The following is a 25191-nucleotide window of genomic DNA, read 5'->3' as shown; positions in this document are numbered from 1 at the left end:
ACCGCGTCCATTTGCGCCGGTCCGCACAATATGCGATCTTCGCGCCCGGCAGGCAGCACACCCCGCCGGAGCGCCCCTATCTTCAGACCCGTTCCGCCCCACCGTGGCCGCCCTGCTGCCCCAGGTTGCCGGCACGCCCTTCCTGCGCCGGCGTCACCCTGCTTTTTCCTCACCATCTTCCAGACGGTAAGATAGCGACATGGCGCTCGCAACCACTTGTCCGCAATGCAAGACCAGCTTCAAGGTCGTCCCTGATCAGCTCAAGCTGCGGCGCGGCCTGGTCCGCTGCGGAGTCTGCCAGCACGTCTTCTCGGGCGTCGAGCACCTGCGCTATGTCGATCGGGACGAGGACACCAGCCAGCCCGACGCGCTGGCCGCGCCCACCATCACCGCGCAGCCGTCCGCGCCCGCGCCCACGGCCCCGGCCAACAGCACACCCCGGCCAAGCGCCGACGCGTCGCCTGCGCACACCGCCCCCGTGGCTGACGACGACCCGGACACGGACACGCTCACGTCCGTCGATACCGGGACAGATACCGGCGCAGCCGACAGCCCGTCTGCCGAAGTCCCTGCGTCCGACGACCAGGACGCCCCGGACGACACCAGCACCCGGCGCCCCTCCAACGACAGGGGCCGGCGTCGGGGCCGCAATCGCAACCGTGACAATCGCGCGGGACGAAATGGCAGCGAAGCCCCGCGTGCCGCGCCGGCGCCCCGCCCCGCCGTCACCCAGGAAGAAGACGACCTGAAGACGGTCTTCTTCCTCTCCGACAGCGAAGAGCCGCTGCCCGGCCAGACTGCCGACGACAACATCCAGCTGCCCGCCTCGCTGCGTTCGGGCAACACGGCGCCCCAGCCAAACGCCATCGACCCCGATACCCAGGCGGCCGGCGCCCTCATCGACGAAGCCAACCGCATCTGGCGTCAGCACAAGCCTCGGCACGCCGATGGCGATGACGACAAGGGAAGCAGCCGCCACGGCGCCGACTACAGCGGTGCATCCGACAGCCGCACCGGCAGCCGTACCGGCCACAGTCGTCGCAGCCGCCGCCATGGTGCGGACAGCAGTGCCCACAGCGGCCAACGCACCCTCGTCGGCTGGCTCACGCCTGCCCGGCGGCGGTACCTGGCCATTGGCCTCTCGGTCCTGGCTGCCGTGCAGCTGGTGTCCGTCTATCGCACCGAGATCGCCTACCACCTGCCCTTCCTGCGGCCCGTGGCCAGTACGGCCAGCCTGCTCACCGGGCAGGACATCAAGCCCCCCATGAGCCTGGGCGCCCTGTCCATCGAGTCCTTCGAGCTGCGCAACACCCGCCAGCCCGGCAAGACCCGCATGACGGCCATCCTGCGCAACCGCAGCAAGCTGCCCACCCGCTGGCCGGCTATGGAACTCACCCTCACCGGCCCCTCCAACGCCGTGGTGGTACGCAAGGTGCTGCTGCCCAGCCAATACCTGGAAAACCCCCGGGCCCAGGCCGCTGGCATGCCGCCTAATAGCGAACAGCCCATCGACCTGCTGCTGGAAACCTCCGACCTGAACCTGGCCGGCTATTCCGTGGCGCTCTTCTATCCCTGATCCCTCACGCCCTGCCGGCCACGCCTTTGCTTTCCGCGGGCCTGGCCGGCTCGGGTCTCCTCCTGATTTCCTGCCGGCACGCCGGCCCATTCCCACAGGCACACCATGTCCCGATACGTTCTGATCAGCGGCTCCGTCGCCTTCGACACCATCATGGTCTTTGACGGCTACTTCAAGGACCACATCCTTCCCGAGCGCGTCCACCAGATCAACGTCTCGATGCTGACCCCCCAGCTCAAGCGTGAATCGGGCGGCTGCGCAGCCAACATCGCCTACAACCTGACCCTGCTGGGCGGCCATCCGGCCATCGTGGCTGCCGTGGGCGCCGACGGTGCCGGATACGTCGAGCAGCTGAAGAAGCGGGGCATCGACACCCGCCAGCTGCTGGTGCTGCCCGAGTACTTCACGCCGCAGGCCTTCATCACCACCGACATGGCGGCCAACCAGATTGCCGCCTTCCACCCGGGGGCCATGAACGAGGCCCATCGCGCCCGCATCGATGCCTTCCCGGCATCCGAAGTCAGCTGGGGCATCGTTTCGCCCGATGGCAAGCAGGCCATGGTCGAACACGCCCAGCAGTTTGCCGATGCGAAGATCCCCTTCATCTTCGATCCGGGCCAGGGCATGCCCCTGTTCAACGGCGACGAGCTGAAAGCCATCGTGAAACAGGCCACCGCGCTCACGCTGAACGACTACGAGTTCGGCATGCTGTGCAACAAGACCGGCTGGACTGAAGCAGAAGCCGCCGAGGCCGCCGGCACGATGATCGTCACCCTGGGCGGCGACGGCTCGCGCCTCTATCAGGCAGGCCAGATCGAGACCATCAAGCCCACCCCCATCAGCCAGGCGGTGGACCCCACCGGCTGCGGCGACGCCTATCGTGCCGGACTGCTGTATGGCCTTTCGCAGGGCTGGGACTGGGGCAAGTCCGCACGCATGGGCAGCATCATGGGCGCCATCAAGATCGAGGCAGCCGGCCCGCAGAACCACCGCCCCTCGCGCGACGACATCGCCGATCGCTTTGCCGCCGCCTACGGCAGCCGGCCCTGGTAATCAGAAACGAAACGGGCCGGCAACCTTCGCCGGCCCCGTGACAACCCCGTGGTGACTCAGTGGCCGCCCAGAAGCGCCAGCACCACGGTGGGGTCAACCAGCACCAGCACCACCTGGATCACCAGAAGCGCCACCAGTGGCGTGAGATCGAACTGCCCCACCATCGGAAGCACCCGCCGGAAGGGTTTCAGCAGCGGGGCAGTGAGTGCTGCCAGCGGCCAGGCCAGCGGTGCCTGCGGATTGATCAGCGACAGCACTGCCGAGGCAATGATCAGCAGCATGGCCAGGTACAGCGCCCAGCGCACAGCCCACAGCACGCCCAGCAGCACCACATAGACCGGGTTTGCCATGCCGGGCACCCCCAGCAGCACGGCAAACGCCAGCGACGTGACCAGCCCCAGCACCAGGGCTGCCACGATGCTGGGCCAGTCCAGCCGCCCGGAAGGCTTCAGCACCATGCCTAGCGGGCGCACCAGCCACTGCGTGAGCGCATGGGCAAAGCCCACCAGCGGATTGCCAAACGGCGACATCCCCTGCCAGCGCGCATAGGCCCGCAACAGACAGGCACTGGCCAGCAGCGAGGCCAGCGTCTGTATCAGCATCCAGAGAATCGACTGCATTCCGGTCCTCCAAGCACAATCGAAAAATGATCTGCCGCTCTGGTGCTGCGCAGGAAAGCGCCGCATGCGGCCAACATGAAACATGCCGGGCTGCGCGTGAAAGGCTGCAGCCCCGGGGCAAGCCCTCTCACCGCAACACGCGCGGAAAGATCAACGCCCGACAGAATACCATCCCCCAAAACGCCGACAGCCGCCCGGGTGACCCGAAGCGGCTGTCGTAACGCTTTCAAGCGTCCTGGATCAGAAAGCGCCTGTCATCAGGGGCGACGACCCACCGGGAACGGCCAGGCAGCCTGGGCTGCCGGCGCATCGGCCTTCGGCTTGCGACCGCGACGAGCAGGCGCTGCTGCCACCGGTGCAGCAGCTTCCGCCTTCGCCTTGCGACCGCGACGGGCCGGCGCGGCAACCACCGGCGCGGCTTCTTCCACCTTCGCCTTGCGACCGCGGCGTGCGGGCGCGGCAACCACCGGCGCGGCTTCCTCCACCTTCACCTTGCGACCACGACGTGCGGGCGCGGCAACCACCGGCGCAGCGGCTTCCGCCTTCGGCTTGCGACCGCGACGAGCAGGCGCAGCAACCACCGGCGCGGCTTCTTCCACCTTCGCCTTGCGACCGCGACGGGCCGGCGCGGCAACCACCGGTGCAGCGGCTTCCACCTTCGGCTTGCGACCGCGACGGGCAGGCGCAGCAACCACCGGCGCGGCTTCTTCCACCTTCGACTTGCGACCGCGACGGGCCGGCGCGGCAACCACCGGTGCAGCGGCTTCCGCCTTCGGCTTGCGACCGCGACGGGCAGGCGCTGCAACCACCGGCGCGGCTTCTTCCACCTTCGCCTTACGACCGCGACGGGCGGGCGCTGCAACCACCGGTGCAGTGGCTTCCGCCTTCGGCTTGCGACCACGACGGGCCGGCACTGCAACCACCGGCGCGGCTTCTTCCACCTTCGCCTTGCGGCCACGACGTGCAGGAGCAGCAACCGCAGCTGCGGCTTCTTCCACCTTCGCCTTGCGACCACGACGGGCGGGGGCGGCAACCACCGCCTCCACTTCGGCTTTCGCCTTGCGGCCACGACGTGCGGGCGTGGTCGTCAGCACGGCAGCTTCAACTTCCACCTTGGACTTGCGGCCACGACGGACCGGCGCAGCAACGACCGCTTCCACCTCGGCCTTCGGCTTGCGGCCACGACGTGCGGGCGTCGTCGTCAGTACCGCAGCTTCCACTTCCGCCTTTGTCTTGCGACCACGACGAACCACGGGTTCCGCCACCGTCTCAGCAGCCTTGCGACGTCCGCGAGTTGCCGTCGTTGTTGCCGCAACAGCCGCAGGGGCCGATGCACGCGTCGCGGTGGCACGACGGGTTGTGGTTGCAGCAGCAGCCTTCGTGCTGCGCGTGGCCGTTGCGGCACGGCCGACGGTCTTCTTGGCTACCGCCGTCTTCTTGGTGGTTGTTGCCATCAGTCACTCCTAAGCAGGGAAATTCGATTGGCGATCAATGTCTGCACCGATTGCACGCCATGCACCACCAACCGAGGGCAATTTCTGACGGCCCGATCATAACGTGAGCAATATGCGTGTTGCAATCGCACCAAGAAGAATACCGAAGGTTTTTTCGCGTTTTTCAGGGGGCAGCAGATAAACGGTTTCTGCGCACCCCCTGTATTGCAGCAGCACTGCACAGTGACAATCGATATCCGCTCGACAGACGCCGGACTTCTGCCCCCTGAAAGCATCACGCAAACTTGAAGCGTTCGGGACTGGCACGCTGGAAAACAGGGCGCAAAGAACAGGATGCAAATGGCAGTGACGGCGCGTCATGAGCATTTCACACCGCCTGCATTTCAAGCATCACCCATGTTTCGTGCACGGGTTTCGCCGCGAATCATGCGTGCAGCCGCCATGGCATCCAGGTCTTCACCCGGCGTGATGGAAGAACGGGAAACAGGCGTTCTACACCACCCACGCCATGCCAGCAGCACACACATCAGCGCATCAGCAGCCTTCCGGAAAAGGACGCACCACACCATGTGCATCCAGCAGCGACTTCAACCGGGACCACTGGAACCAGGGGCCGGGATCTTCCTTGCGTCCGGGTGCCACATCACTGTGCCCGGCAATGTAGCGAATGGGATAGGCCTGGAACAGGGCATCCAGAAGCTTCTCCAGACGGCGGTACTGGCTTTCGGTGAACGGACGCTGACTGCTACCTTCCAGTTCGATGCCGATGGAAAAATCGTTGCAGCGTTCCCGATCCAGCAAGCGCGACACGCCGGCATGCCAGGCGCGCAGATCCGGATGAACGAACTGCACCAGCTCGCCATGCCGGCGCAGGAAGAAATGCGACGACACCCGCACACCAGCCAGCCCTGCAAAGTACGGATGCGCCGTGACATCCAGACGATTGGTGAACAGGGCCTCCACCGCGTCACCCGTGAAATGCTCGGGCGGCAGGCTGATGTAATGGAGGATGACCGTATCGATAACGATGCCCTCGGGCCTCGCATCATGGTTGGGGCTGTCGATCACCTTCATGTTCGACAGCCAGGGCGTTCCGGTGTCCATCAGATGCCCAGCCGCTGCAGCCGATAACGCAATGCACGGAACGTGATGCCCAGCAACCGCGCCGCCGCCGTACGATTCTGGCCGGTACGCTCCAGCGCCAGCAGGATGGCATCACGCTCCACCTGGTCCAGATAATCGGGCAGTGAGGTGGGCACCCCATCAATCAGCTTCCAGCCGCGCGGTTCGCTGGCGGCTGGCATCGACGACGTGCCCTGCCCTTCGTCGGCAGCAGCATCGGACACCGATGCCCCCTGCCCTGCACTCCAGGGTACAGCGGCCAATGTCCCCTGACCCGGACGCATCCCTCCCGGGGCAGCCAGCCCCTGATGCAGGGAGTCATCCAGCTCACGTTCCTTCTCGTCGGTCACGATAGGGCGCAGCCCCAGGTCCTCGACGTTGATCACACGACCATCGGAAAACGCCAGCGCCCGTTCCAGGATGTTCTCCAGCTCGCGCACGTTGCCCGGAAACGGATAGCTCTGCAGGTAGCGCAGCGCCATGCTGGAGAGCTGCGGAACGCCCTCCAGACCGCTGCGCTGTGCCAGCCGCTGCAGGATGGCATCGGCCAGCACGCCCACGTCCTCCTGCCGCTCGCGCAGCGCCGGCATGCGCAGCTCGATCACGTTGAGCCGGTAGAAAAGGTCCTGCCGGAACCGTCCCTGTGCCACGCACTGCGCCAGGTTCTGGTGGGTGGCGCTGACGATGCGCACATCCACCGCTTCTTCCGTCACCGCCCCCACCTTGCGGATGCGCTTTTCCTGGATGGCACGCAGCAGCTTCACCTGCATGGCCAGCGGCAGGTCGGCCACCTCATCCAGGAACAGCGTGCCGCCATTGGCCGCCATGAAGAAGCCGATGCGATCGGAATCCGCCCCCGTGAACGCCCCCTTGCGGTAGCCGAAGAACTCCGACTCCATCAGGTTCTCGGGGATGGCGCCGCAGTTCACGGCGATGAAAGGCCCTTCGGCACGGCCGCTCAACTGATGGATGAGCCGAGCCGCCAGCTCCTTGCCGGAACCGGACTCACCCGTGACGTGCACGGGCGCCATGCTGCGCGCCATGCGCGCGATGGAAGCGCGCACCGCATCGATGGCGGGCGACGTGCCCAGCAGGCGGGTGGACTTGCCCCCGGGCTGCGCCGTCGGTGGCGCGACCGGATTCTTCGTGGCAGGAGTATCCGAGAGCTTCAGGGCCGAACGCACCAGCGCCCGCAGTGCATCCAGCCCCACCGGCTTGTTCAGATAATCGAAGGCCCCTGCCTTCAGCGCCGCCACGGCGTTCTCCGCACTGGCGTAGGCCGTGATGACCGCCACCGGCGTGTCGCGCCACTGGCTGTTGATGAGCCGCACCAGATCCAGGCCGTTGCCGTCGGGCAGGCGCATGTCGGTCAGGCAGAGCGAATAGCGGTAGCGCTCCAGCATTGCACGTGCCGTGGACAGGTCCTCGGCCACGTCCACATCCAGCCCCATGCCCACCAGCGTCAGCTCCAGCAGCTCGCGCAGGCTTTCCTCGTCGTCCACCACCAGCACCCGGGGCGTCCGGCCGGGGGGCAGACGGTTATCGTCGTCGGCGGTGACTTTCATTCATCGCTCTCCATTCTCGAAGGTGCCGCGACAGGGCCTGCTTCCGCAACCTGTCGCTGCTGGGGCGTGATCACGAAACCCGCCCCGTAGCGCTGCCGGATGTCCTCACCCAACAGCGCAGAGGATTCATAACGGATGGTGGCGCCATTGGCCGTGCACAGCTCCTGCGTCAGGTGCAGACCCAGCCCCGTTCCCCGCGTCTCGGTCGTGAAGAACGGTTCGAACAGATGCTCGCGCCGATCTTCGGGAATGCCCGGGCCATCATCCAGAACCCACAGCTGCAGCACGCCCGTCGCACTCTGCGTCCAGAGCAGCAGCACCGCGCCCTCACGGTCCGAGGCATGGCGCAGCCCGTTGGACAGCAGGTTGACGAGGATCTGGCGCAGGTGATTGGGGTCGAAGGTGATGGGCGCATGACTGTCATGGCGCAGCGCGATGCGCTCACCGCCATCGCGCCCTGCCACCACGGCACCACCGGCCTTCACGTTGGCCATGAACTCCGGCATGAACTGCGCCATGAAATGCCGCAGGTCCAGCACTTCGCTCAGGGCCCCGCGCCGTGCCATCGACAGCACATCCTCGACGATGCGGTCGATGCGCATCGTATTCTTCTCGATGATGTCGGCCAGGCGCTTCTGGGCTGTCGTGCTCGCCTGCTCGCCCAGCAGCGCACCGGCATGGCGAATGGCCGAAAGGGGATTGCGGATCTCGTGGGCGATGGAGGCCGACAGACGGCCCATCGACGCCAGCTTGAGCTGCTGGGCCTGATCCTCGATACGCTTCAGGTCCTCCAGCAGCACCACGCGGTCCAGCAATGCACGGCCGCCCTGCCCGTTGTCGCCCCCCGGATAGTACGAAGTCTCATCAAGCTCGTCGGGCGGAATGTTGCCACCGGTCAGCACCCGGGCCCGCAGCCGCACGGTGCCTTCACGACGACGGATCTGCAGGTCCGCCACGCGCTCGGGCGTCTCCAGGACCTGGCGCAGCGCCTTCAGTGTCTTGGGATCGGCCTCGGTGAAGGGAACGCCCATGGGCAGGTTCAGCAGACGCCGCGCCTTCGGGTTCATGTCGCGCGGCACGCCCCGCGGATCGAAGACGACCACCCCCTGATCCAGCTCGGCCACCACCAGCGCGTGGATGGCGCGCTGGTTGCGGAGATCTTCGCCGCGCCGGATGGCCAGTCGCTCCTGCATGGCCAGACGCCGTGCCAGGCGGCTGATCACCAGCGCCGTGAAGAACAGCGTGGCACTGATGAAGGCGGCGATCATCAGCTCGTTGCCGATGGCCGTGGTGCCCATGTCGCCACGCTGCAAAAAGCGCAGCATGGTCTCGCCCAGCAGCATCATCGAGGCCGCAGCCGCCACCGCCAGCGCGGGCAAGGTGGCCGACAGGATGGCCACGCCCGCCACCGGGGTGATCATCAGCGCCCCCAGGCCACTGCGGCCGTTGCTGGCATAGACGATCAGCCCCAGCACCAGCACGTCCACGGTGATCTGCGCAAACAGCTGAAGCGAGAAGCCCCGACGGATGCGACGCACCGCGATGGAGCTCAGCACCGCAAAGCCCATGTAGAAGGCCGTGAGGCCAATGAAGAGCGTTCGCTGGAACGGATGCGCTGCCGGGGTGTCGGGCCCCAGCACCGGAATGTAGATGAGCAGCAGCAGCGCGATGATGAGGCGCCCGTCGGCCAGGTAGCGCAGCGAGGTCCAGAAGGTGCCGGCCTGCTGCAGGGGCAGCTCATCCGGGTCCGGCGACAGCCGATTCGTCGATGCGTTCATGCCGCAACCAGCCGCGTGCGGCGCTGCGCAGGCGTCATTTCAGGCGCTGCCCGCTCTGGGCCGCCTTGCCCTGCGCCTGGTGCGCTTCACAGCAATAGACACGGCCGTGGGCAAAGATGGCCTCGGAAGCCGGCAGGTGCAGGTCGCAGATCGAGCAGGCCACCATCATGTCCGCACTGGCCGGACGTGCGGGCGCGGCGTCTGCGGCCGACTGGCCGGCCGCAGCCTGGGCTTCGCGCCGGGCACGGGCCGCCGCCAGGGCACCATAGCGCCGCACGAGCATGATCGCGCCGGCAATCACCAGCATCCAGAAGATGATTTTCACGTTGATTCCTTCCTGGCGATCAGATCCGGTTGAGGATCACTTCCAGCACGAAACGGCTGCCCACGTAGGACAGCAGCAGCAGGATGAAGCCGCCCAGCGTGAGCCGGATGGCCAGGCGTCCACGCCACCCCCACAGCCGGCGCCCCAGCAGCAGCAGCCCGAAGAAGATGGTGGCCACCAGCGAGAACACGGTCTTGTGGTTCAGCGTGAGCGGTCGCCCGAAGATCTCTTCACTGAACAGGCCGCCACTGACTGTCGTGAGCAGCAGCAGCACGAATGCTACGCTGATGACATTGAAGAGGATGCGCTCGAGCACCATGAGCGGCGGCAAGGCCTGATGGCCGCGCGCCAGCAGTGTTGTGATGAGACCAGCGCGGTCCTGCCGGCGCGGATGCAGCCGGTGCTCGGCCGCCGCCATGAGCAGCGCCTGCAGCGCGGCCAGAAAGACCACGCCGTAGGCCAGCGTGCCCACCACCAGGTGCGGCACGAAGAACGGCGTCTGCCGATCGAGCGGGAATGCGGCACCGGGGAAGAAGACGGGCAGCACCACCACGACCATGGCCAGCGGCGCCAGCAGCACAGGCAGGCGCCCCACACTCATGTGGCGGCTTTCCAGCCAGATGAGCAGCAGCGCGATCCAGACCGTGGCCGACAGCAGATAGGCAAAGCCGAAATGAAAGACCTCGTCGACGCGCCACCAGGGTGAGATGAGCACCAGCGCATGGGCCAGCAACCCGGCCCCCAGCACGACATCGAGACCGCGCCAGCCGACGGCGGGGCTGGCCACACCACGGGGCGCCGGCGCAGCAGCAGGCCGTGCCGCCGGAGCACCTGCGCCGGCGGCACGAGAAGGAGGGTCGGCGTCTGCGGCACGTGCCGGGCCCTGCGCATCATGGCGCAGGCCACGCAGCAGCACCAGACCATACAGTCCGACCGCCAGGAGGATGAGAGTCAGTACAATGCCCACTGTCGCAGTTTACCCCGCCCGGGCACCGGTCGCGCAACATCGCCCCGCCCCTGGCGCACTCCCCGCCACGTTTTCCACCGCCTTCGGGCCCAGTCTCTCATGTTCGACAGCCTTTCCCAACGCCTTGCGCGCATTGTGAAGACCATGCGCGGTGAGGCTCGCCTGACCGAAGCCAATACCCAGGAAATGTTGCGGGAAATCCGCATCGCGCTGCTTGAAGCCGATGTGGCCCTGCCCGTGGTGCGCGACTTCATCGCCCAGGTGAAGGAAAAGGCGCTGGGCCAGGAGGTGCTGCAGTCGCTCACCCCCGGCCAGGCGCTGGTGGGCATCGTCCACAATGCCATGGTGGACCTGATTGGCGGCGAGACCGCCGAGCTGGACCTGGCGGCCCAGCCGCCCGCCATCATCCTGATGGCCGGTCTGCAGGGCGCGGGCAAGACCACCACGGTGGGCAAAATCTCCAAGTGGCTGCGCGAGAACCGCAAGAAGAAGGTGCTGACGGTTTCCTGCGACGTGTACCGCCCCGCCGCCATCGACCAGCTGAAGACCGTGGCCCAGCAGGCCGGCGTGGACTTCTTCCCGTCGCAACCCGACCAGAAGCCGGCCGACATCGCGCGTGCCGCAGTGGACTGGGCCAAGAACCACTATCACGACGTGCTGATCGTCGACACGGCCGGCCGGCTGGGCATCGACCAGGCGATGATGGACGAGATCCGCCTGCTGCACGACACCCTGCACCCCATTGAGACGCTGTTCGTGGTGGACGCCATGCAGGGTCAGGATGCAGTCAACACCGCCAAGGCCTTCAATGACACGCTGCCGCTCACGGGCGTGGTGCTCACCAAGCTCGACGGCGACTCGCGCGGTGGTGCGGCCCTGTCGGTCAAGGCCATCACCGGCAAGCCCATCAAGTTCGTGGGGGTGGGCGAGAAGCTCACCGGCCTGGATGTCTTCCACCCCGACCGGATGGCCAACCGCATCCTGGGCATGGGCGACATCGTGGCGCTGGTGGAACAGGCCCACGCCAACGTGGACCACGCCGCGGCGCAGGAACTGGCCGAGAAGCTCAAGAAAGGCTCGCGCTTCGACCTGAACGACTTCCTGGCCCAGCTGAGCCAGATGAAGAAGCTGGGCGGGCTCAGCTCGCTGATGGAGAAGATGCCGGCGGAGATCCAGGGCAAGGCCAGCGCCGAGGACATGGACAAGGCCGAGCGCGACATGCGCCGCATGCAGGGAATCATCCACGCCATGACACCGGCCGAACGCGAGAAGCCCGAGCTGATCAAGGCCACCCGCAAGCGGCGCATCGCCGCGGGCGCAGGCGTGCACGTGCACGATGTCAACCGGCTGCTGAACCAGTTCTCGCAGATGCAGTCCGTCATGAAGAAGATGCAGAAAGGCGGCCTGGCCAAGATGATGCGTGCCATGAAGGGCATGATGGGCGGCGGCGGCCTGCCCGGCATGGGCGGCCCCGGCCCGATGGGCCGATGACGGGCTGAGGGATATGGCTCATTCGCACCCAGGCACATCCCGGGTGATCGCCTTTCCTGACAATTCAACCGATTCGCGGCTATTCGCAACCGTTCCGCGCTGATTGGTTACATATCGCATTAGATTGGTCACAGAATTGCGGTCTAATGGCTTGCAGAAGTGACCGCCTGTCCCTATTGGGACAGAAGGCTTGGGGGGTTTCACAACGCCCCCTGAGCCTGCCTGCCGGGAAGTTCCTCCCTTCCCGGCACACGGACGCTTCAGGAAGACCCAAACCTCTCATCCTGCGGGCCAGCATCCGGGGCCCGAGCCTTTCCATTCGGGTGACCGACCGTGCGTCTTGCCTATCTGATCATTGCCCACCAGCAGCCCGAGCAGCTGGCCCAGATGCTCTACTGCATCCAGCACCCCGACAACGTCTACCTGGTCATGCCCGACAGCAAGGGGCTGACCGGCAGCGAGCCGGCCCTGCAAGCCGTGGTGCGTCGGCACCCCAATGTCTTCATTGCCCCGGCGCGCGACATGCGCTGGGCGTCCTGGAGCCTGATGCAGGCCCGGCTGGACGGCATCCGTGAACTGCTGGCACGCCCCGAGCCCTGGGAAGTGCTGATCAACCTCAGCGGCCAGGACTTTCCGCTGAAGTCGCAGGAAGAGATCCGCGCCTTCTTTGCAGCCAACGAAGGCCGCAACTTCCTCGACATCGTGGAGCCCGAGAAGGTCTGGAACGACCCTTACGCCCGCATCCAGCGCATCCGGCTGGAGCCCCCGTTCATGAAGAGCGGCTGGAACGTGCCCAAACTGCGCATTGACCGCTGGTCGCGCCATCTGGGCCAGGCCCGCTACGTGGGTGGCCGCCCCTACATGGCGCTTACCCGCAGCTTCTGTCAGCACCTCATCGAATCCAGCCACCTGCCCCGCTGGGTGAAGACCCTGAGGCATGGCTACCGCCCCGTCGAGGTGCTGCCGCACAGCTTCATCATGAACTCTCCCCATGCCGACACGGTGGAAAACCGCCTGCTGCATGAAGAGGACTGGAGCGCCGGAGGATCGCACCCCAAGGTGTTCACGCTGGCCGACCGGGAGCGTCTGGAGCGCTCGGACAAGCTCTTTGCCCGCAAGTTCGACAGCCGACAGGACAGCGAGATCCTGCGGGTGCTGGAAAAGAGGGTGCTGGGCGCCGAGGCAGGCTGACCCACAGAAGGTTGACCGAAACAGGCTGACGACGGCCGGGCGTTCCGGCATCCGGCCTGCCCTCGAACAGCCTCAGCCAGGTTTGCCGAAACACAAAAGCCGAAGCGACCCTTGGCAGGGGCCCATGGCCCATGCAGAAGGTCTGCCTATGGCAGTCTCCTCCCCCCTTCGGGGATCACCACGCCGATACGCACATCCTGCGTGTCGGCGTGCTGCTTTCTGATAGGCCACGCCGCAAGGGCGGATACGACTCGCGGCGCGGTCGGATAGCACGAATCAGATAGCACGGCTCAGATGAATCGACCCCCTGAATCTGCTGCCTTGGCGGGCAGCCGGCCCGTGGGATGAGGCATTCATGCCTCTTGAGCGCACAAATTGACTATCTTTAACATAAAAGATACGGAACGGCGCAAAAACCTCTTGCAATGACCGAAGCCAGAGCATAGAATTCATTCGTCTCCTCCACCTCCTCCTTTGGTGGATTAGCCCGCACGCTTATCCGTGCGGGCTTTTTTCTTTCTGCGGTCGCTTTTCTTGTCCGGCTCAGTTAGTGCAGTACTTGCCGGGTCTCCTCTCACTGCCGCCGGGTGTCTCCATGTCCGGCTGGTCTAGACCGCATGGCTGCATTGTCTTGCTTTGCACGCAGGCATTCCATTGGGGGCAACCCTAAGCGGGGGCAACCCTAAGCATCTGCCCGCCATGACGCTTTCCCTCTTTGAAGACGCGGCCGATCCGCAGATCAACCTGCTGCCCTGCGACGGCGTCGTCAACGACCATGGCACGGTGTTTGCCGCCGAGGCCGATGCGATGCTGGCCTGGCTGCTGGCCGAAGTGCCCTGGCAGCATGACGAGGTCCAGCTCTACGGAAAGCGCATCGTCACGGCCCGCCGTGTGGCGTGGTATGGCGACGAAGCCTTCGACTACCGCTATTCAGGCGTCAACCATCGGGCACGCCTCTGGGCCCCTCCCCTACGGACGTTGCGCGACCAGGTGAGTGCCCGGGTGGGGGTCTCCTTCAATTCCTGCCTGCTGAACCGCTACGACGACGGCACTCAGGGCATGGCCTGGCACAGCGACGACGAGGCCGAGCTGGGGCCGGAGACGGTGATTGCCTCGGTCAGCTTCGGGGCCACCCGCAAGTTTGCGTTCCGCCACCGCCAGACCCGCCAGAAGGTCGAGATGCTGCTGCACCACGGCCAGCTGATCGTGATGCGCGGCCAGACGCAGACCCACTGGCAGCATGCGCTGATGAAAAGCACGCGCGTCACCCAGCCGCGCGTGAACCTGACATTCCGGACGATCCGGGCGAGAGGGTGAGATCCCTCGGGCCTTCCCCGAAAGCGCTATGCCCTCCCCATTGGCTCACCACGCCGCAGCGGTCTCCTTGACATCCGCGCTGCGCACGGTCATGGCCGCTCCCAGCAGCAAGGTGCGCATCAGACGCTCCGTGGCCTCCACCAGCAGCCGCTCACCCGCCTCGATGGCCTGCTCAAGACTCATCGGAATGGGCACGATCGACGCGATGGCATCGATGCCGATGTCATAGACATCCTGGGCCCCCTTGCCAAGCGTGCCAGCCAATGCAACAACCGGCACCCCCAGCTCACCAGCCCGCCGGGCGATCTCGGCAGGAACCTTGCCACGGGGTGTCTGGAAATCGATGGCCCCTTCCGCGGTGATGACCAGGTCTGCCCCTCTGAGCAGCGCATTCATGTCGAAACCGGCCAGCCCGGAGTCCAGAAGTGCCTGAAAGCGCGACACCAGCTGCGCCCCGATGGCAGCCAGCCCTGCACCCAGACCACCCGATGCGCCCGTACCCGCACCGCGAGCAAAATCGATGTCCCGTGCCTGTGGCAGTGCGTATTCTGCCAACTTGCGTGCCCAGTTTTCGAAGCCTCTTTCCAGTTCGGCCACCTGCTGTGGAGAAGCCCCTTTCTGGGGGCCAAAGACCCGTGCCACGCCGCGCTCACCCGTCAGGATGTTATGTGCGTTGAGCGCCATCACCATCTTTACCTTTCCATCGCGCAACGCCGACGGCAGCCCACTCATGTCCAATGTCGCCACATCCGCCAGACAGCGACCACCATGTCCAACCTCCCTGCCTTGGGCATCGGCGATGCGCACACCCAGAGCCTGCAATGCTCCCAGGCCTCCATCACTGGTGCCGGAGTCACCACAACCAATCAAGATGGTGTGGATGTCATGCTCCAGCGCGGCATGTATCAGTTCTCCCACACCCCGGGTCGTGGTGAGGGTAGGATCACGCATGTCTCGCGGCACCAGGCGCAGGCCGGCTGCAGCAGCCATTTCCACCACAGCCACCCCTTGTGCCTTGCCGCCGAGCAAGGCGAAATGCGACTCGACAGGCTGTCCTACAGGACCAGTAACGGTGCGATGCACCAGGCGTCCCTCTGTCGATTCGGCCAGCATATGCGCTGTTCCTTCGCCTCCATCAGGCACCGGAACGGTCTTGATACGTGCTCCCGGCATGGTGCGCCGCACGCCTGCCGAAATGGCACGCGCCACGGTACCGGCGTCCAACGACTCCTTGAACCCAGCTGGAGCCACAAGGATATTCCTGGGGATGATCGACATTGGCTTCCTCCTTGATGGTTGATCCGAACGAACGGCTGCTGCCATTCACTTTCACCGAAACAGCGGCATACCGCTCAGCGGCCAGACGACGAAGGCAAACAACAGCACCAGAGCAGCGCTCAGCGGCGCCAGCCACAGGCTCAACCGCAGCAGATCCTGGGCAGAATAGGTGGGAGCATCCTCGACCCTGGCAAACAAGGCCATGGGTTTGGCCGAACTGCTCATGGTGTGACAGAAACCTGCAGCCGCCGTCGAGGCATACGCAGCGGCCATCGCGGAGACCCCAACCTCCGGCGCCAGCGATACCACCAGAGGAATGAGCACTGCGGACCGTGCCGACCGTGACTGAATGACCAGATGCGCTGCAGTGGAAATGAACACGATAACGACGACGAAAGTGACTGAAGCTGCCTTTCCGGCACTGCGAATGGGCCCAAGCATGCCTTCGGCTGCCCAAGCTGCGGCGCCGGAACTGGCCAGCGCCGATCCCAACGCCAGCGTAGCCGCCATGAAGATCAACAGGGACCACGGTACCGACTTGAGCGCCTTGCCCAGACTGACGACGCCCAAGCTGGTGCTACTCATGGCCAGCCCGCCAGCCAGGGCAATGACAGCAGGGTGGATGCCATGGACCGGCTCCATGCACCAGAGGACGATGACCACAGCCACCAGCCAAGCGGCCCTTCCCTGAGCTGGCGTGAACCTGCCACTGATAGGAATGCTGGTGTGGCTTTGAAGGTCGCTCACAGAAATGCTCAACGCCTGACGACGATCTTCACGTGATGTGAACAGCGCCAGCACCAGCTCCACGCATGCCACACTGGACACCACCGCCAATGGCAAGCCATAGAGCATCCAATTGGCAAATGAGAAGCCCGGGTATCCCCGACCAACCAGAATCTGACTGGTGATCAGATGTGCACCGGCCCCCAGGTAGGAAGCCACGGCCGACAGCAGGATGACAGATGGGAAGGCCAGCGCCAGCGCCCGAACCAGTGAAGGTCGATCGCGCAGTACCGGAGCCAATGCCATGAACACCGGCATGGCCAATGCTGCCCGCCCCGAGGTCGATGGCACAGCAAAAGCTGTAGCCACAAGGGCCGCTCCGCTCAGATGCATCAACTGTCGCACATCTCGTGCCCCAGAAATGATGAAGACTGCTGCTCTCGTGGCAAGCCCGGAAGCCGTGATGCCTGCGGCGATGACGAACGAACCGAGCAACAGCCAGACAGTGTCATCACCCAGAGAATCGAAGAGCGTCTTTTCCGGCAACACACCCATCACCACCAGCACGACTGCCGCCCCCAACGCGACATAGGTGTCATCAATGGCGGTGAAGATCCAGAACCATACCGCAATGGCAAAGACCGAAAGGGTGACTGCGCCCTGCGTGCTCAACGCCTTGGCTTCGTCCGCACCATCCACGGCAATATTGACCCACCAGACGACGAGTGCCATCACACCAATGGCGGCAGCAATGGCGGCCAGATGCCGCACAGAGAAATCGTCACGCAACCGCCGTACCACTCGCTCCATCAGACTTGGCTCAAGCGTTCGTCTGCTCCCGGATTCCCTCCTGTCCGGCAGATTCAATGACGAATGGGTACGATAGAAAACCGGAGCGGAGTCGTCCGTCGTCATATTCTTGATCCGTTCAGCCTTGGTCATGGCATGGGCTGTCATTTTTCATTCTGCATGGCCTGGATGGCCGATTCCTGTACCAGTGTCTGACTGGTACCCTCTGAAGGACGGGCCATCGGAACATCGATACCGAACACCGTCCCACGTTCCGTACCCGACTCCACCCACGCATACCCGTCATGGGCATGCGCCAGTGCCTTTACCACGGCGAGCCCCATGCCCATGTGCAAATGGCCCTCGTCCAGCTCATCACGACGATGCGGCACCGGTTCGAAGACGGCCCTCGCCTGTTCCTGGCTGAGCGGCGCCCCCTGATTGACGACCCAGAGACTAGCCATGGCCTCACCGTCGGCCTGACGGCGAACGGATGCTCCCAGACCGATCCTGTCTCCCACCTGGGTGTTGTCCGCCGCGTTGTTGGCCAGATAGTGCAACGCCAACAGCACCCGTTGCATGTCCAGCTCAGCTTCGGCATCAACGGTCTCCACCACCTGCCAGTCCCGATCGGGTCGCAGATTGCGCTGCTGGCGGACCGCCTTCTGGATCAATTCATCCAGTCTGACCGGGTAGCAATGCAAAAACCCCGGTCGAGCACTTTCGAGCAGCAGCTCCAGATCCTGCACCAGACGGCGCATCTCGCCTGCCGGCCTGTCCAGCAGAGCCAGCTGTTCGGGGTCATGTACCAGCAGCTGACGCAACGAGACCAGTGCCTGCAGTTGCCTCTGCAACTGTTGCTGCACCTCGTACAGCACGTGACTCTGCTCGCGGTGTGAGCTTTCCAGTCGATCCAGCATGCCATTGATCGCGCGTGCCAAGCGGGTCAGCTCACTGCTACCATGCTCGGGCAGCCGTGTATACAGATCAAGCGGGCCGATACGTTCGGACAATCGTGCAAAGCGGCGTACCGGCGCCAGGATCTGCCCGGCTACCAACCAAGCGATGAACGCCGTCAACACCATGCCAGCCAGCGATACGCCGAACAGAACGAGCATGTTGCGATGCACGCTGTCGACATTGGCCTGAACGAACTGCGTCACCAGCAACACCCCCCGCTTGCCGTGCCCCTGAATGACACTCTTGCCCCAGCGCATCGGGCCATCGGGCGTGCTCTCGATGCCTGAACTCTGCGGACTGGTCAACAAGGCCCTCAGGCGCTTGGGATTTTCGGCTAGTCGCTCGCCTGCATCATTGGAGGCATTATCCAGCAGGAGAACCTCATCGGGTGTCACACCAATAAAGGCCTCCCCACGATCAGGGGTCTGACGTTCCAGGTAGCGCTCCATCAGCGCGGTCAACGAGTGGAAGGCAACGTGCGTACGAGGGTCCACAGCCTCGCGGGCAAACGCATTGAACTCATGCAGCTCCTGGACGACGGCTGCATTAGCATCCAGGTCCACCTGCCGAATGAAGATCGAACGGACCGTCAGGATCAACGCCAGAACCATCAATGCAGCTGTCAGCAATATCCAGCCCACGACGCGCCAGCGCGCCGTGAGAGGCATTGCCAGAGGACGTGCATCAGCATTCGACTTCATGGCGTCTCCCTTTTTTGATGGCCATGGTGCTCCGCAGCTTTAGTCTCCGGCGCAATACTGTGCTCGCGGCTGCCATTCTGCCGTTCATCGTGGATACCATCCTGATGAAGAGCATCCGCTCCCTTGCCTCTGACGCCATCCACACGTCTGGCCTCGTCATCCGGCCCCATGTCGTATTTGTGCTTGATGGTGCGGGGTGTATATGAATCCGGCAGACCGATTTCGGTTACTGCATCTGCACCATGGCCAGACATATCATCCGTGTCGTGCAGTGGGACCTCAATGATGCCGCCAGACAATTTGGGCGGAGGTACCGTGCGCGTTATCTGTTGAGACAGCAGCGCAATAGCGACAGGAATAAGAAGCAACAGAATGATGATAAAGAGACGCGACAGCACAGCATTCCCCCTCAAAAAGCAAATGGGACAGCAGTGTCATGATGTTATCTCATCACCAAATCATATACTGCGACACAGTAAGACAAACCTATTTCTTCATGTTAAGAGTTGTATACAAAACTAACTAATTGAATGCTAATTCCTCGATGATATGTTTCTTCGCAACCAAATGTTGGATTAATCGACAATACCTACGCATAATAGTAGGAACATACGATCGCCCCATCTCTATGGTCCTCTGCAAGGTCTTTCTTTCAGTGGGAGGATCGGAGTACAGCTTGCACCAAAAGAGCGAAAACTGGGCTCCGTACATCCCCTTTCCGGAGCCCGGCTCTCGCAAAGACCGCCATACAAAAGGCAAGACATATCTCATGCTCTGCCCGGACGCGAATCTCGCCGTCCGGAGACGATCGCCTCACTGCCAGCGCAGGCCGCCGATGGTATAGCCGCCATCCACCAGGATGCTCTGCCTGGTGATGAACGACGCCGGCCTGATCCTCGCCGCTGCCATTGACGGACAGGGGCTGGCCTATTCGGCCGATCAGCTCGTGGCGGAGCATCTGACGGCAGGTCGCCTGGTACGGGTACTGACAGATTTCAGCCCACGCATCGAGGGCTTCTGCCTGTACTACCCGAACCGCCGGAGATCCGTCACGCTGCGGGCGTTGGTGGAGATGCTGAAGGACGCGCGCGAGCCGGCCGCCCATTGAGGGGATCCCCTTGTACGGGCCACACGGCGCTGGCGGCCTGAGCACCGACAGTCGCATCCTGTATGGGCTGGCACGGCCGGACACGATGACACATTGGGAACGCATCCGATCCCGAAGCCATCCATGCAAATCGCATCTGCCCTCCATCATGGTAGCCGGCAGGGCACTGGATGGGACAAGATCATCGGCATGCCAAGGAAGCCCCTGCCGCAGGCGTGTCTTCCCGGCCAATCAGCTTGCCGCCCGTGCGATTCAGGGCCCGGGTTTTGGTACCCTGTCGGCTGTCTTCATCGCGGTGCCATTCACGGTGACGGCATGGATGAAGGCATCATCGTCGGTTCCGGCTTCGGCACGGGACCGGCACCATACATGTTCAGGGAAGATATTCATGAAGAAGAACCAGAAACCCACCCTCTCCTCGGTGCGCACTCCGGCGCTGGGCCTGCTGGCTGCGCTGGCGCTGACATTCGGTGCACCGTCGCTGCACGCGGCCGACAAGTCCGAACTGCTGTCGGGCGCTCGCGAGAAAGTGACGGAAGTGAAGGATTCGCTGTCCGGCAAGATGAGCGAAGCTGCTGACAGCAAGACATCCACCCTGAAGGAGAAGAAGGATGCGCTGAAGAAGGACGGCAGCAAGCTTCAGGACAAGGCCGCCAGCCAGAAGGACAAGGCCCAGGAAGCCACCAGCAAGGCCAGCGCCACGGAGGAGGCTGCCAAGGACAACGCTGCGGGGTCGGTCGGCAAGCTGGACCTGAACAGCGCGACCGAAGCGGAACTTGCGCAACTGCCCGGCATCGGCGAGGCACGCGCCAAGGCCATCGTGAAGGGACGCCCCTACACCGGCAAGGATGAGCTCAAGCGCAAGAAGATCGTGCCGGCCAGCGTGTACGAGAAGATCAAGGATCGCGTGATTGCGCACAAGCGCTGATCACCTCTGCCGTCGGCGCCCATCGAATTCTTCCGGTTGGGCGCCGATGTATCCCAGATGCGTGAAACGGAAGCCATCGACATACCTCAATCCATAGCCGAGGGCACGATTGAGGCCGATGTGGCGGACATGGTTGGACAGGATACGATACGGACAGCCCCCATCAGGCTTTCGAAGCCCTTCCCCCAACGTTACCGATACCGAAGAGATGTCGCCATTGAAACTCGTGCCGGCCCGGCGCCGAGCACAGGATGCCCGAGGCCATGAAGCGGAGCGCCCCCGCGCGGGGCGTCCGCAGAACCGGAAGAATGACCCTCAGTCCGGGTCACAGGCTCAGCCCCGGACGCAGCCCCGGTTGCAGCCCCGTGAGAAGGCCCAAGAGAAGGCCCAGGGACGTGCCCCGGCCGCGGCATCAAGCGAGATCCCGCCCGAGGGCGAACGGCTGAACAAGCATCTGGCGCGCACGGGCGTGTGTTCGCGGCGCGAGGCGGATGACTGGATTTCCCAAGGCTGGGTGCGGATCAACGGCCGGCCGGTGGAGATGGGGCAGAAGGTGATGCCGGGCGATGTGGTGGAGGTGCGGCAGGCAGCGCGAGCCCGGCAGCAGGACAAGGTGACGATCCTGCTGAACAAGCCGGTGGGTTATGTGAGCGGCCAGGCCGAGGACGGCTATCGACCGGCGGTGACGCTGATCGATGCGCAGAGCCGCTGGGCTGGCGACACGAACCCGCGCCGTTTCGAGCGCAACCAGCTGCGCGGGCTGGCGGTGGCGGGCCGGCTGGACATCGATTCGGTGGGGCTTCTGGTGCTGACGCAGGATGGGCGCGTGGCCCGGCAGCTGATCGGTGAGGATTCGAGCACCACCAAGGAATACCTGGTGCGGGTGCGCTATGGCGAGGTCGAGCGCAATGTGCAGGCGGCCTTTCCGCCGGATCGGCTGAAGCTCCTGCGTCACGGGCTCTCGCTGGACGGGCACAAGCTGAAGCCGGCGCAGGTGGACTGGGAGAACCCCGAGCAGCTGCGCTTCGTGCTGCAGGAGGGGCGCCACCGTCAGATCCGCCGGATGTGCGAGCTGGTGGGTCTAGCGGTGACGGGGCTCAAGCGCATCCGTGTGGGCAACGTCCTGCTGGGGCGCCTTCCGCCCGGCCAGTGGCGTTACCTGGGGCTGGACGAAAGCTTCTGAATGCTCCACGCCGGCGGCGATGCCGGCCAGCTTCTCGAATTCCGGCAGCGGCATGGGCGCGCCCAGCGCCTGGCCCTGGCCGTAGTCGACGCCGATGCGCTCCAGCGCCGGCAGCATCAGGTCGGATTGCACCGACTTGGCCACACTGGCAATGCCCAGTTCATGCGCCAGCACGGTGAGGGTGCGCAGCACGGCCTGACCGGAACCCTGGTGGACGAGCGATTCGGTGAAGGTGCCGTCGATCTTCAGATAGGCCACGCCGATCTCGCCGATGGCCGACAGGTTCACGAAGCCAGCCCCCACGTTGTCCAGCGCGGCGCGCGCGCCCAGCTGGCGCAGGCCGCCAATCAGGCGCTTCATCATGTAGCCGTCCTGCATGGCCACGGTCTCGTTGATCTCGACGACCAGCTTGGGAGCGACCTGCTGGTAGCGGCGCACCTGGCTCAGCAGGTAGGTCTTGAAGGCTTCGTCACTGAGCGCTTCGGCCGACAGGTTGAGCGAGATGAAGTCCAGGGCACGGAAGGCGCGTTCGTTCCTGTCCAGCCAGCGCAGGGTCTCGTTCAGCACCCAGCGGTCGATGGTGGCCATTTCGCCGCGGTAGATGGCGGCCTCGATCAGGCCGGCGGGTGAACGCAGGGTGCCGTCCGGGGTGCGATGGCGCAACAGGATCTCGCCGCCAAGCCGGTTGGATTCGCCCAGGCCGACCACGGGCTGGATGGCCAGCTCGAAATCGCGGAATTCCTTGGTCCGGCGCAGGCGGTCCAGCACCTCCATCTCGACCTGGTGACGCTGGCGCTCCCCTTCCTGCTCACCGTCCTGGAAGATGACGACCTGGTTGCGTCCCTTGCGCTTGGCCTCGCGGCAGGCGTTGTCGGCACGGTCGATCAGCTGGCTGCCGGTCTGGCCACGCCGGGCCGGGCTCATGCCCACGCTGGCAGTGACGGCAAAGCGCTTGGGCGCAATGACGAAGGGGCGGCCGGCAATGGCATCCAGGGCACGATAGGCCAGCAGGCGGTGCGGAGGCTCTTTGCCATTGAGCAGCACGGCGAATTCGTCGCCCCCCATGCGGGCAATCTCCGCATGCTCGCCCAACCGGCTGCGCAGTCGGCGCACGACATCCACCAGCACCGTGTCACCAGCCTGATGCCCGAACACGTCATTGAGCACCTTGAAGCGGTCCAGGTCGATGTAGCAGAGGGACACCTGATCCAGCGTTTCATGCTCATTCAGCAGTGCCTCGAGGCGCTTCTCCAGACCATGGCGGTTCAGCGCGCCGGTCAGCCTGTCGTGCTGGGACTCGTGGATGAGGTGGTGTTCGGCCTGCTTGAGCGCCGTGATGTCGGTAAGGCTGACGTCGTGACCGGTATCGGTCTTCTGTGCCTGCACGCGCAGCCAGCGATGGCCGCTCACCTTCTCCAGACGCCAGACGAAGTCGGCTTCCTCGAAGTTCTCCAGTTCCTGATGGATGCGTTCGGCCAGATCCTGCGGGAAAGCGTCATTGAGGGCGGAGAGCGTGTCGACGTGGGCACGATCCAGTGAGGCACTGTCGCCCCGGATGGCCAAGGGCGAGGCATCTGCCCGTGCACCCGGGGCATGATGGGGATCGATGCTGCCAGCCGGCACATCGAACAGCCGTACCGCCACTTCGTTGTAGCGCTCGATGCGGTTTTCACGATCAAAGGACAGCAGGCCGATGGGCACGGCACGGTAGGTGGCCTGGTAGCGCCCCAGGGCCGTCATGGCGGCTTCCTGGCTGCGCAGCTGGCGCGAACGCTCGGCCGCCAGGTAGCCGATGACGGCGGTGGAGGCGTTCATCACGGCCAGCAGCGTGGTGGACTGCAGGTCCAGCCAGGGCAGCGGCGACTGGGTGATGCCCAGCAGGAAGAAGAGCGTGTTGGCAGCCGCCATCCCGTCGAGCAACGGGGTGCACAGGTACCAGACCGACATCACCGAGATGCGGCGGCTGAGGTTGACCACCACCATGCCGACCACGGTGACGACAATGGCACCGCCCACCAGGTACAGCAGCGTCTGGAAGATGTCGGGCGGCAGCAGGCCGGAGACCGCCAGCGCGAAGCCGGTGGCAATGTACATGCCGTGCAGCCAGGTGCCGAAGCGGTGGCCCTGCAGCCGGGACTCCATCAGCCCCCACATGAGGGCGGCGCAGGCACAGGGGAAGGCCATCTGGGCCATCTGCTCCAGACCCATGCCCACCACGCTGGAGGCCGAGCTGCCCAGCCAGAACTGGATGTAGCCACCCCGCACCATCAGGAAGACGGCACGTGATCCCAGCCAGAAGGCCAGCAGCCGCACCACACGGATGTGCATCAGCTGCCCGGCCACGAAGGCGGTCAGCCCCAGCAGCGCCAGGATACTGCCCAGCAGCGTGCCCTGGGCCTCGATCTGGCGCTGTGCCTCGATGAAGCGGGTCTCGTCCCACAGGTTGAGAGAGAGCGCCGAGCCGGCGATGGACAGCTCCAGACGCAGTACGGCGGTCAGGTCATGTTCACCGCTGAAGCGGCGGTGGCCGGCCGGCAGGGGCAGTGGCAGCTCGGGCAGCGTGATGGCATAGCCCGGCAGTGCACGGGCCGCGTTGACGGGCTCCTGCTCGTTGTTGAAATGCGCGTAGAGCAACGCCTGGCCGAATTCGTCCAGGATGACGGCATCGCCCTTCTGCACGGAACGGTTGGCGATGTGCAGCACGCGCGTGCGCTCGACGGTGTCGGCGGGGATGCGGGCCAGCACCCACAGGGTCTTGGCGTTGCCGCTCTTGGCGCCCAGATCCAGTGCCGGTCCCTGCTCGCGCAGTGAACCCAGCACGCTAGTGAGTTCGTTGAAGTTCTTCGATGACGCCAGGATCCTGTAGGGCAGGACCTGATCCGGCTTCGAATAAGCCATCGGGTAGGCGTACATCCAGACCACGTACGACACCGCAATCAGCAAAAGCACCCACGACGCCAGTTGGCGTGCGCCTTGGCGTTGTCGTGCTGCTGGATCCTGGGGCTGCGTCACATTCGCTCCCGGGAGGGGGTCCCTGGTTGTCGTGCGGTGATCATGTC

22 protein-coding genes are annotated in these 25191 nt (G+C 64.6%); 8 read left to right on the top strand and 14 right to left on the bottom strand.

Features of this window, described 5'->3' with window-relative positions; translation table 11 throughout:
* Positions 1-199: 199 nt before the first annotated feature.
* Complete coding sequence (locus EL249_RS04690) at positions 200-1576, top strand: DUF3426 domain-containing protein (RefSeq protein ID WP_005674034.1); 1377 nt, start codon at positions 200-202, stop codon at positions 1574-1576.
* A 105-nt stretch (positions 1577-1681) separates the two neighbouring features.
* Positions 1682-2629: a carbohydrate kinase family protein gene (locus EL249_RS04685; protein ID WP_005674035.1), complete on the top strand. Its 948-nt coding sequence runs from the start codon at positions 1682-1684 to the stop codon at positions 2627-2629.
* A gap of 56 nt (positions 2630-2685) precedes the next feature.
* Here EL249_RS04685 and EL249_RS04680 read toward each other — a convergent pair whose 3' ends face one another.
* The 8 genes from EL249_RS04680 to EL249_RS04645 all read right to left on the bottom strand — a co-directional run bounded on the left by EL249_RS04680 (position 2686) and on the right by EL249_RS04645 (position 10460).
* Positions 2686-3249: a YggT family protein gene (locus EL249_RS04680; protein ID WP_005674036.1), complete on the bottom strand. Its 564-nt coding sequence runs from the start codon at positions 3247-3249 to the stop codon at positions 2686-2688.
* Positions 3250-3506: 257 nt separating this feature from the next.
* Positions 3507-4703 (bottom strand): hypothetical protein, encoded by a 1197-nt coding sequence (locus EL249_RS04675; RefSeq protein WP_126348086.1) that lies wholly within the window; start codon positions 4701-4703, stop codon positions 3507-3509.
* A gap of 96 nt (positions 4704-4799) precedes the next feature.
* The gene (locus EL249_RS04670) at positions 4800-5063 is read right to left on the bottom strand and encodes a hypothetical protein (protein ID WP_126348085.1); all 264 of its coding nucleotides are present in this window, start codon (positions 5061-5063) and stop codon (positions 4800-4802) included.
* Between the two features lie 174 nt (positions 5064-5237).
* Positions 5238-5807 carry a 1,6-anhydro-N-acetylmuramyl-L-alanine amidase AmpD gene (ampD, locus tag EL249_RS04665; protein ID WP_005674041.1) on the bottom strand — a complete coding sequence of 190 codons (570 nt, stop codon included), beginning with the start codon at positions 5805-5807 and terminating at the stop codon, positions 5238-5240.
* Positions 5807-7390 (bottom strand): sigma-54-dependent transcriptional regulator, encoded by a 1584-nt coding sequence (locus EL249_RS04660; RefSeq protein WP_005674042.1) that lies wholly within the window; start codon positions 7388-7390, stop codon positions 5807-5809. The genes ampD and EL249_RS04660 overlap by 1 nt, the downstream gene beginning before the upstream one ends.
* Positions 7387-9168: a two-component system sensor histidine kinase NtrB gene (locus EL249_RS04655; RefSeq protein ID WP_005674043.1), complete on the bottom strand. Its 1782-nt coding sequence runs from the start codon at positions 9166-9168 to the stop codon at positions 7387-7389. The genes EL249_RS04660 and EL249_RS04655 overlap by 4 nt, the downstream gene beginning before the upstream one ends.
* Positions 9169-9202: 34 nt before the next feature.
* Complete coding sequence (locus EL249_RS04650; RefSeq protein ID WP_005674044.1) at positions 9203-9493, bottom strand: PP0621 family protein; 291 nt, start codon at positions 9491-9493, stop codon at positions 9203-9205.
* A gap of 19 nt (positions 9494-9512) precedes the next feature.
* Positions 9513-10460 carry a cytochrome C assembly family protein gene (locus EL249_RS04645; RefSeq protein WP_050781913.1) on the bottom strand — a complete coding sequence of 316 codons (948 nt, stop codon included), beginning with the start codon at positions 10458-10460 and terminating at the stop codon, positions 9513-9515.
* A gap of 99 nt (positions 10461-10559) precedes the next feature.
* Between EL249_RS04645 and ffh the strand changes: the two genes are divergently transcribed.
* From ffh to EL249_RS04630, 3 genes are all read left to right on the top strand, one after another.
* The gene (gene ffh / locus EL249_RS04640; RefSeq protein WP_040529998.1) at positions 10560-11951 is read left to right on the top strand and encodes a signal recognition particle protein; all 1392 of its coding nucleotides are present in this window, start codon (positions 10560-10562) and stop codon (positions 11949-11951) included.
* A gap of 333 nt (positions 11952-12284) precedes the next feature.
* Entirely contained in the window at positions 12285-13142 is an 858-nt protein-coding gene (locus EL249_RS04635; protein ID WP_005674047.1) for a beta-1,6-N-acetylglucosaminyltransferase, read from the top strand.
* 699 nt (positions 13143-13841) lie between these two features.
* The gene (locus EL249_RS04630; RefSeq protein WP_005674048.1) at positions 13842-14459 is read left to right on the top strand and encodes an alpha-ketoglutarate-dependent dioxygenase AlkB family protein; all 618 of its coding nucleotides are present in this window, start codon (positions 13842-13844) and stop codon (positions 14457-14459) included.
* Between the two features lie 45 nt (positions 14460-14504).
* On the opposite strand, the gene EL249_RS04625 is transcribed toward EL249_RS04630, so the two are convergent.
* The 4 genes from EL249_RS04625 to EL249_RS04610 form a co-directional block, all read right to left on the bottom strand.
* Positions 14505-15710 (bottom strand): glycerate kinase, encoded by a 1206-nt coding sequence (locus EL249_RS04625; RefSeq protein WP_232002038.1) that lies wholly within the window; start codon positions 15708-15710, stop codon positions 14505-14507.
* 78 nt (positions 15711-15788) lie between these two features.
* Positions 15789-17405: an SLC13 family permease gene (locus tag EL249_RS04620; protein ID WP_197721605.1), complete on the bottom strand. Its 1617-nt coding sequence runs from the start codon at positions 17403-17405 to the stop codon at positions 15789-15791.
* A gap of 11 nt (positions 17406-17416) precedes the next feature.
* Positions 17417-18913, bottom strand: coding sequence for a HAMP domain-containing protein (locus EL249_RS04615; RefSeq protein ID WP_083799523.1), 1497 nt, complete (start codon positions 18911-18913; stop codon positions 17417-17419).
* Positions 18910-19311 carry a hypothetical protein gene (locus tag EL249_RS04610; protein ID WP_126348084.1) on the bottom strand — a complete coding sequence of 134 codons (402 nt, stop codon included), beginning with the start codon at positions 19309-19311 and terminating at the stop codon, positions 18910-18912. The genes EL249_RS04615 and EL249_RS04610 overlap by 4 nt, the downstream gene beginning before the upstream one ends.
* Positions 19312-19787: 476 nt before the next feature.
* On the opposite strand from EL249_RS04610, the gene EL249_RS04605 reads away from it, so the two are divergent.
* Both EL249_RS04605 and EL249_RS04600 read left to right on the top strand, forming a co-directional pair.
* Positions 19788-20021, top strand: a complete 234-nt coding sequence (locus EL249_RS04605) for a LysR substrate-binding domain-containing protein (protein WP_040530001.1) — start codon at positions 19788-19790, stop codon at positions 20019-20021.
* Between the two features lie 388 nt (positions 20022-20409).
* Complete coding sequence (locus EL249_RS04600; RefSeq protein WP_050781915.1) at positions 20410-20949, top strand: ComEA family DNA-binding protein; 540 nt, start codon at positions 20410-20412, stop codon at positions 20947-20949.
* Here the strand turns inward: EL249_RS04600 and EL249_RS13730 are convergent, their stop codons facing one another.
* Positions 20950-21138, bottom strand: a complete 189-nt coding sequence (locus EL249_RS13730) for a DUF4260 family protein (protein ID WP_083799525.1) — start codon at positions 21136-21138, stop codon at positions 20950-20952. It lies immediately after the preceding gene.
* 166 nt (positions 21139-21304) lie between these two features.
* Between EL249_RS13730 and EL249_RS04590 the strand changes: the two genes are divergently transcribed.
* A complete protein-coding gene (locus EL249_RS04590) occupies positions 21305-22132 on the top strand; it encodes a pseudouridine synthase (RefSeq protein WP_005674059.1) in 828 nt (275 codons plus the stop codon).
* Here EL249_RS04590 and EL249_RS04585 read toward each other — a convergent pair.
* Entirely contained in the window at positions 22031-25030 is a 3000-nt protein-coding gene (locus tag EL249_RS04585) for a putative bifunctional diguanylate cyclase/phosphodiesterase (RefSeq protein WP_169311687.1), read from the bottom strand. The genes EL249_RS04590 and EL249_RS04585 overlap by 102 nt on opposite strands.
* Positions 25031-25191 lie beyond the last annotated feature (161 nt).

The organism is Lautropia mirabilis (assembly GCF_900637555.1).
Lineage (GTDB): Bacteria > Pseudomonadota > Gammaproteobacteria > Burkholderiales > Burkholderiaceae_E > Lautropia > Lautropia mirabilis.
This window is presented reverse-complemented; position numbering and strand designations above follow the sequence as displayed.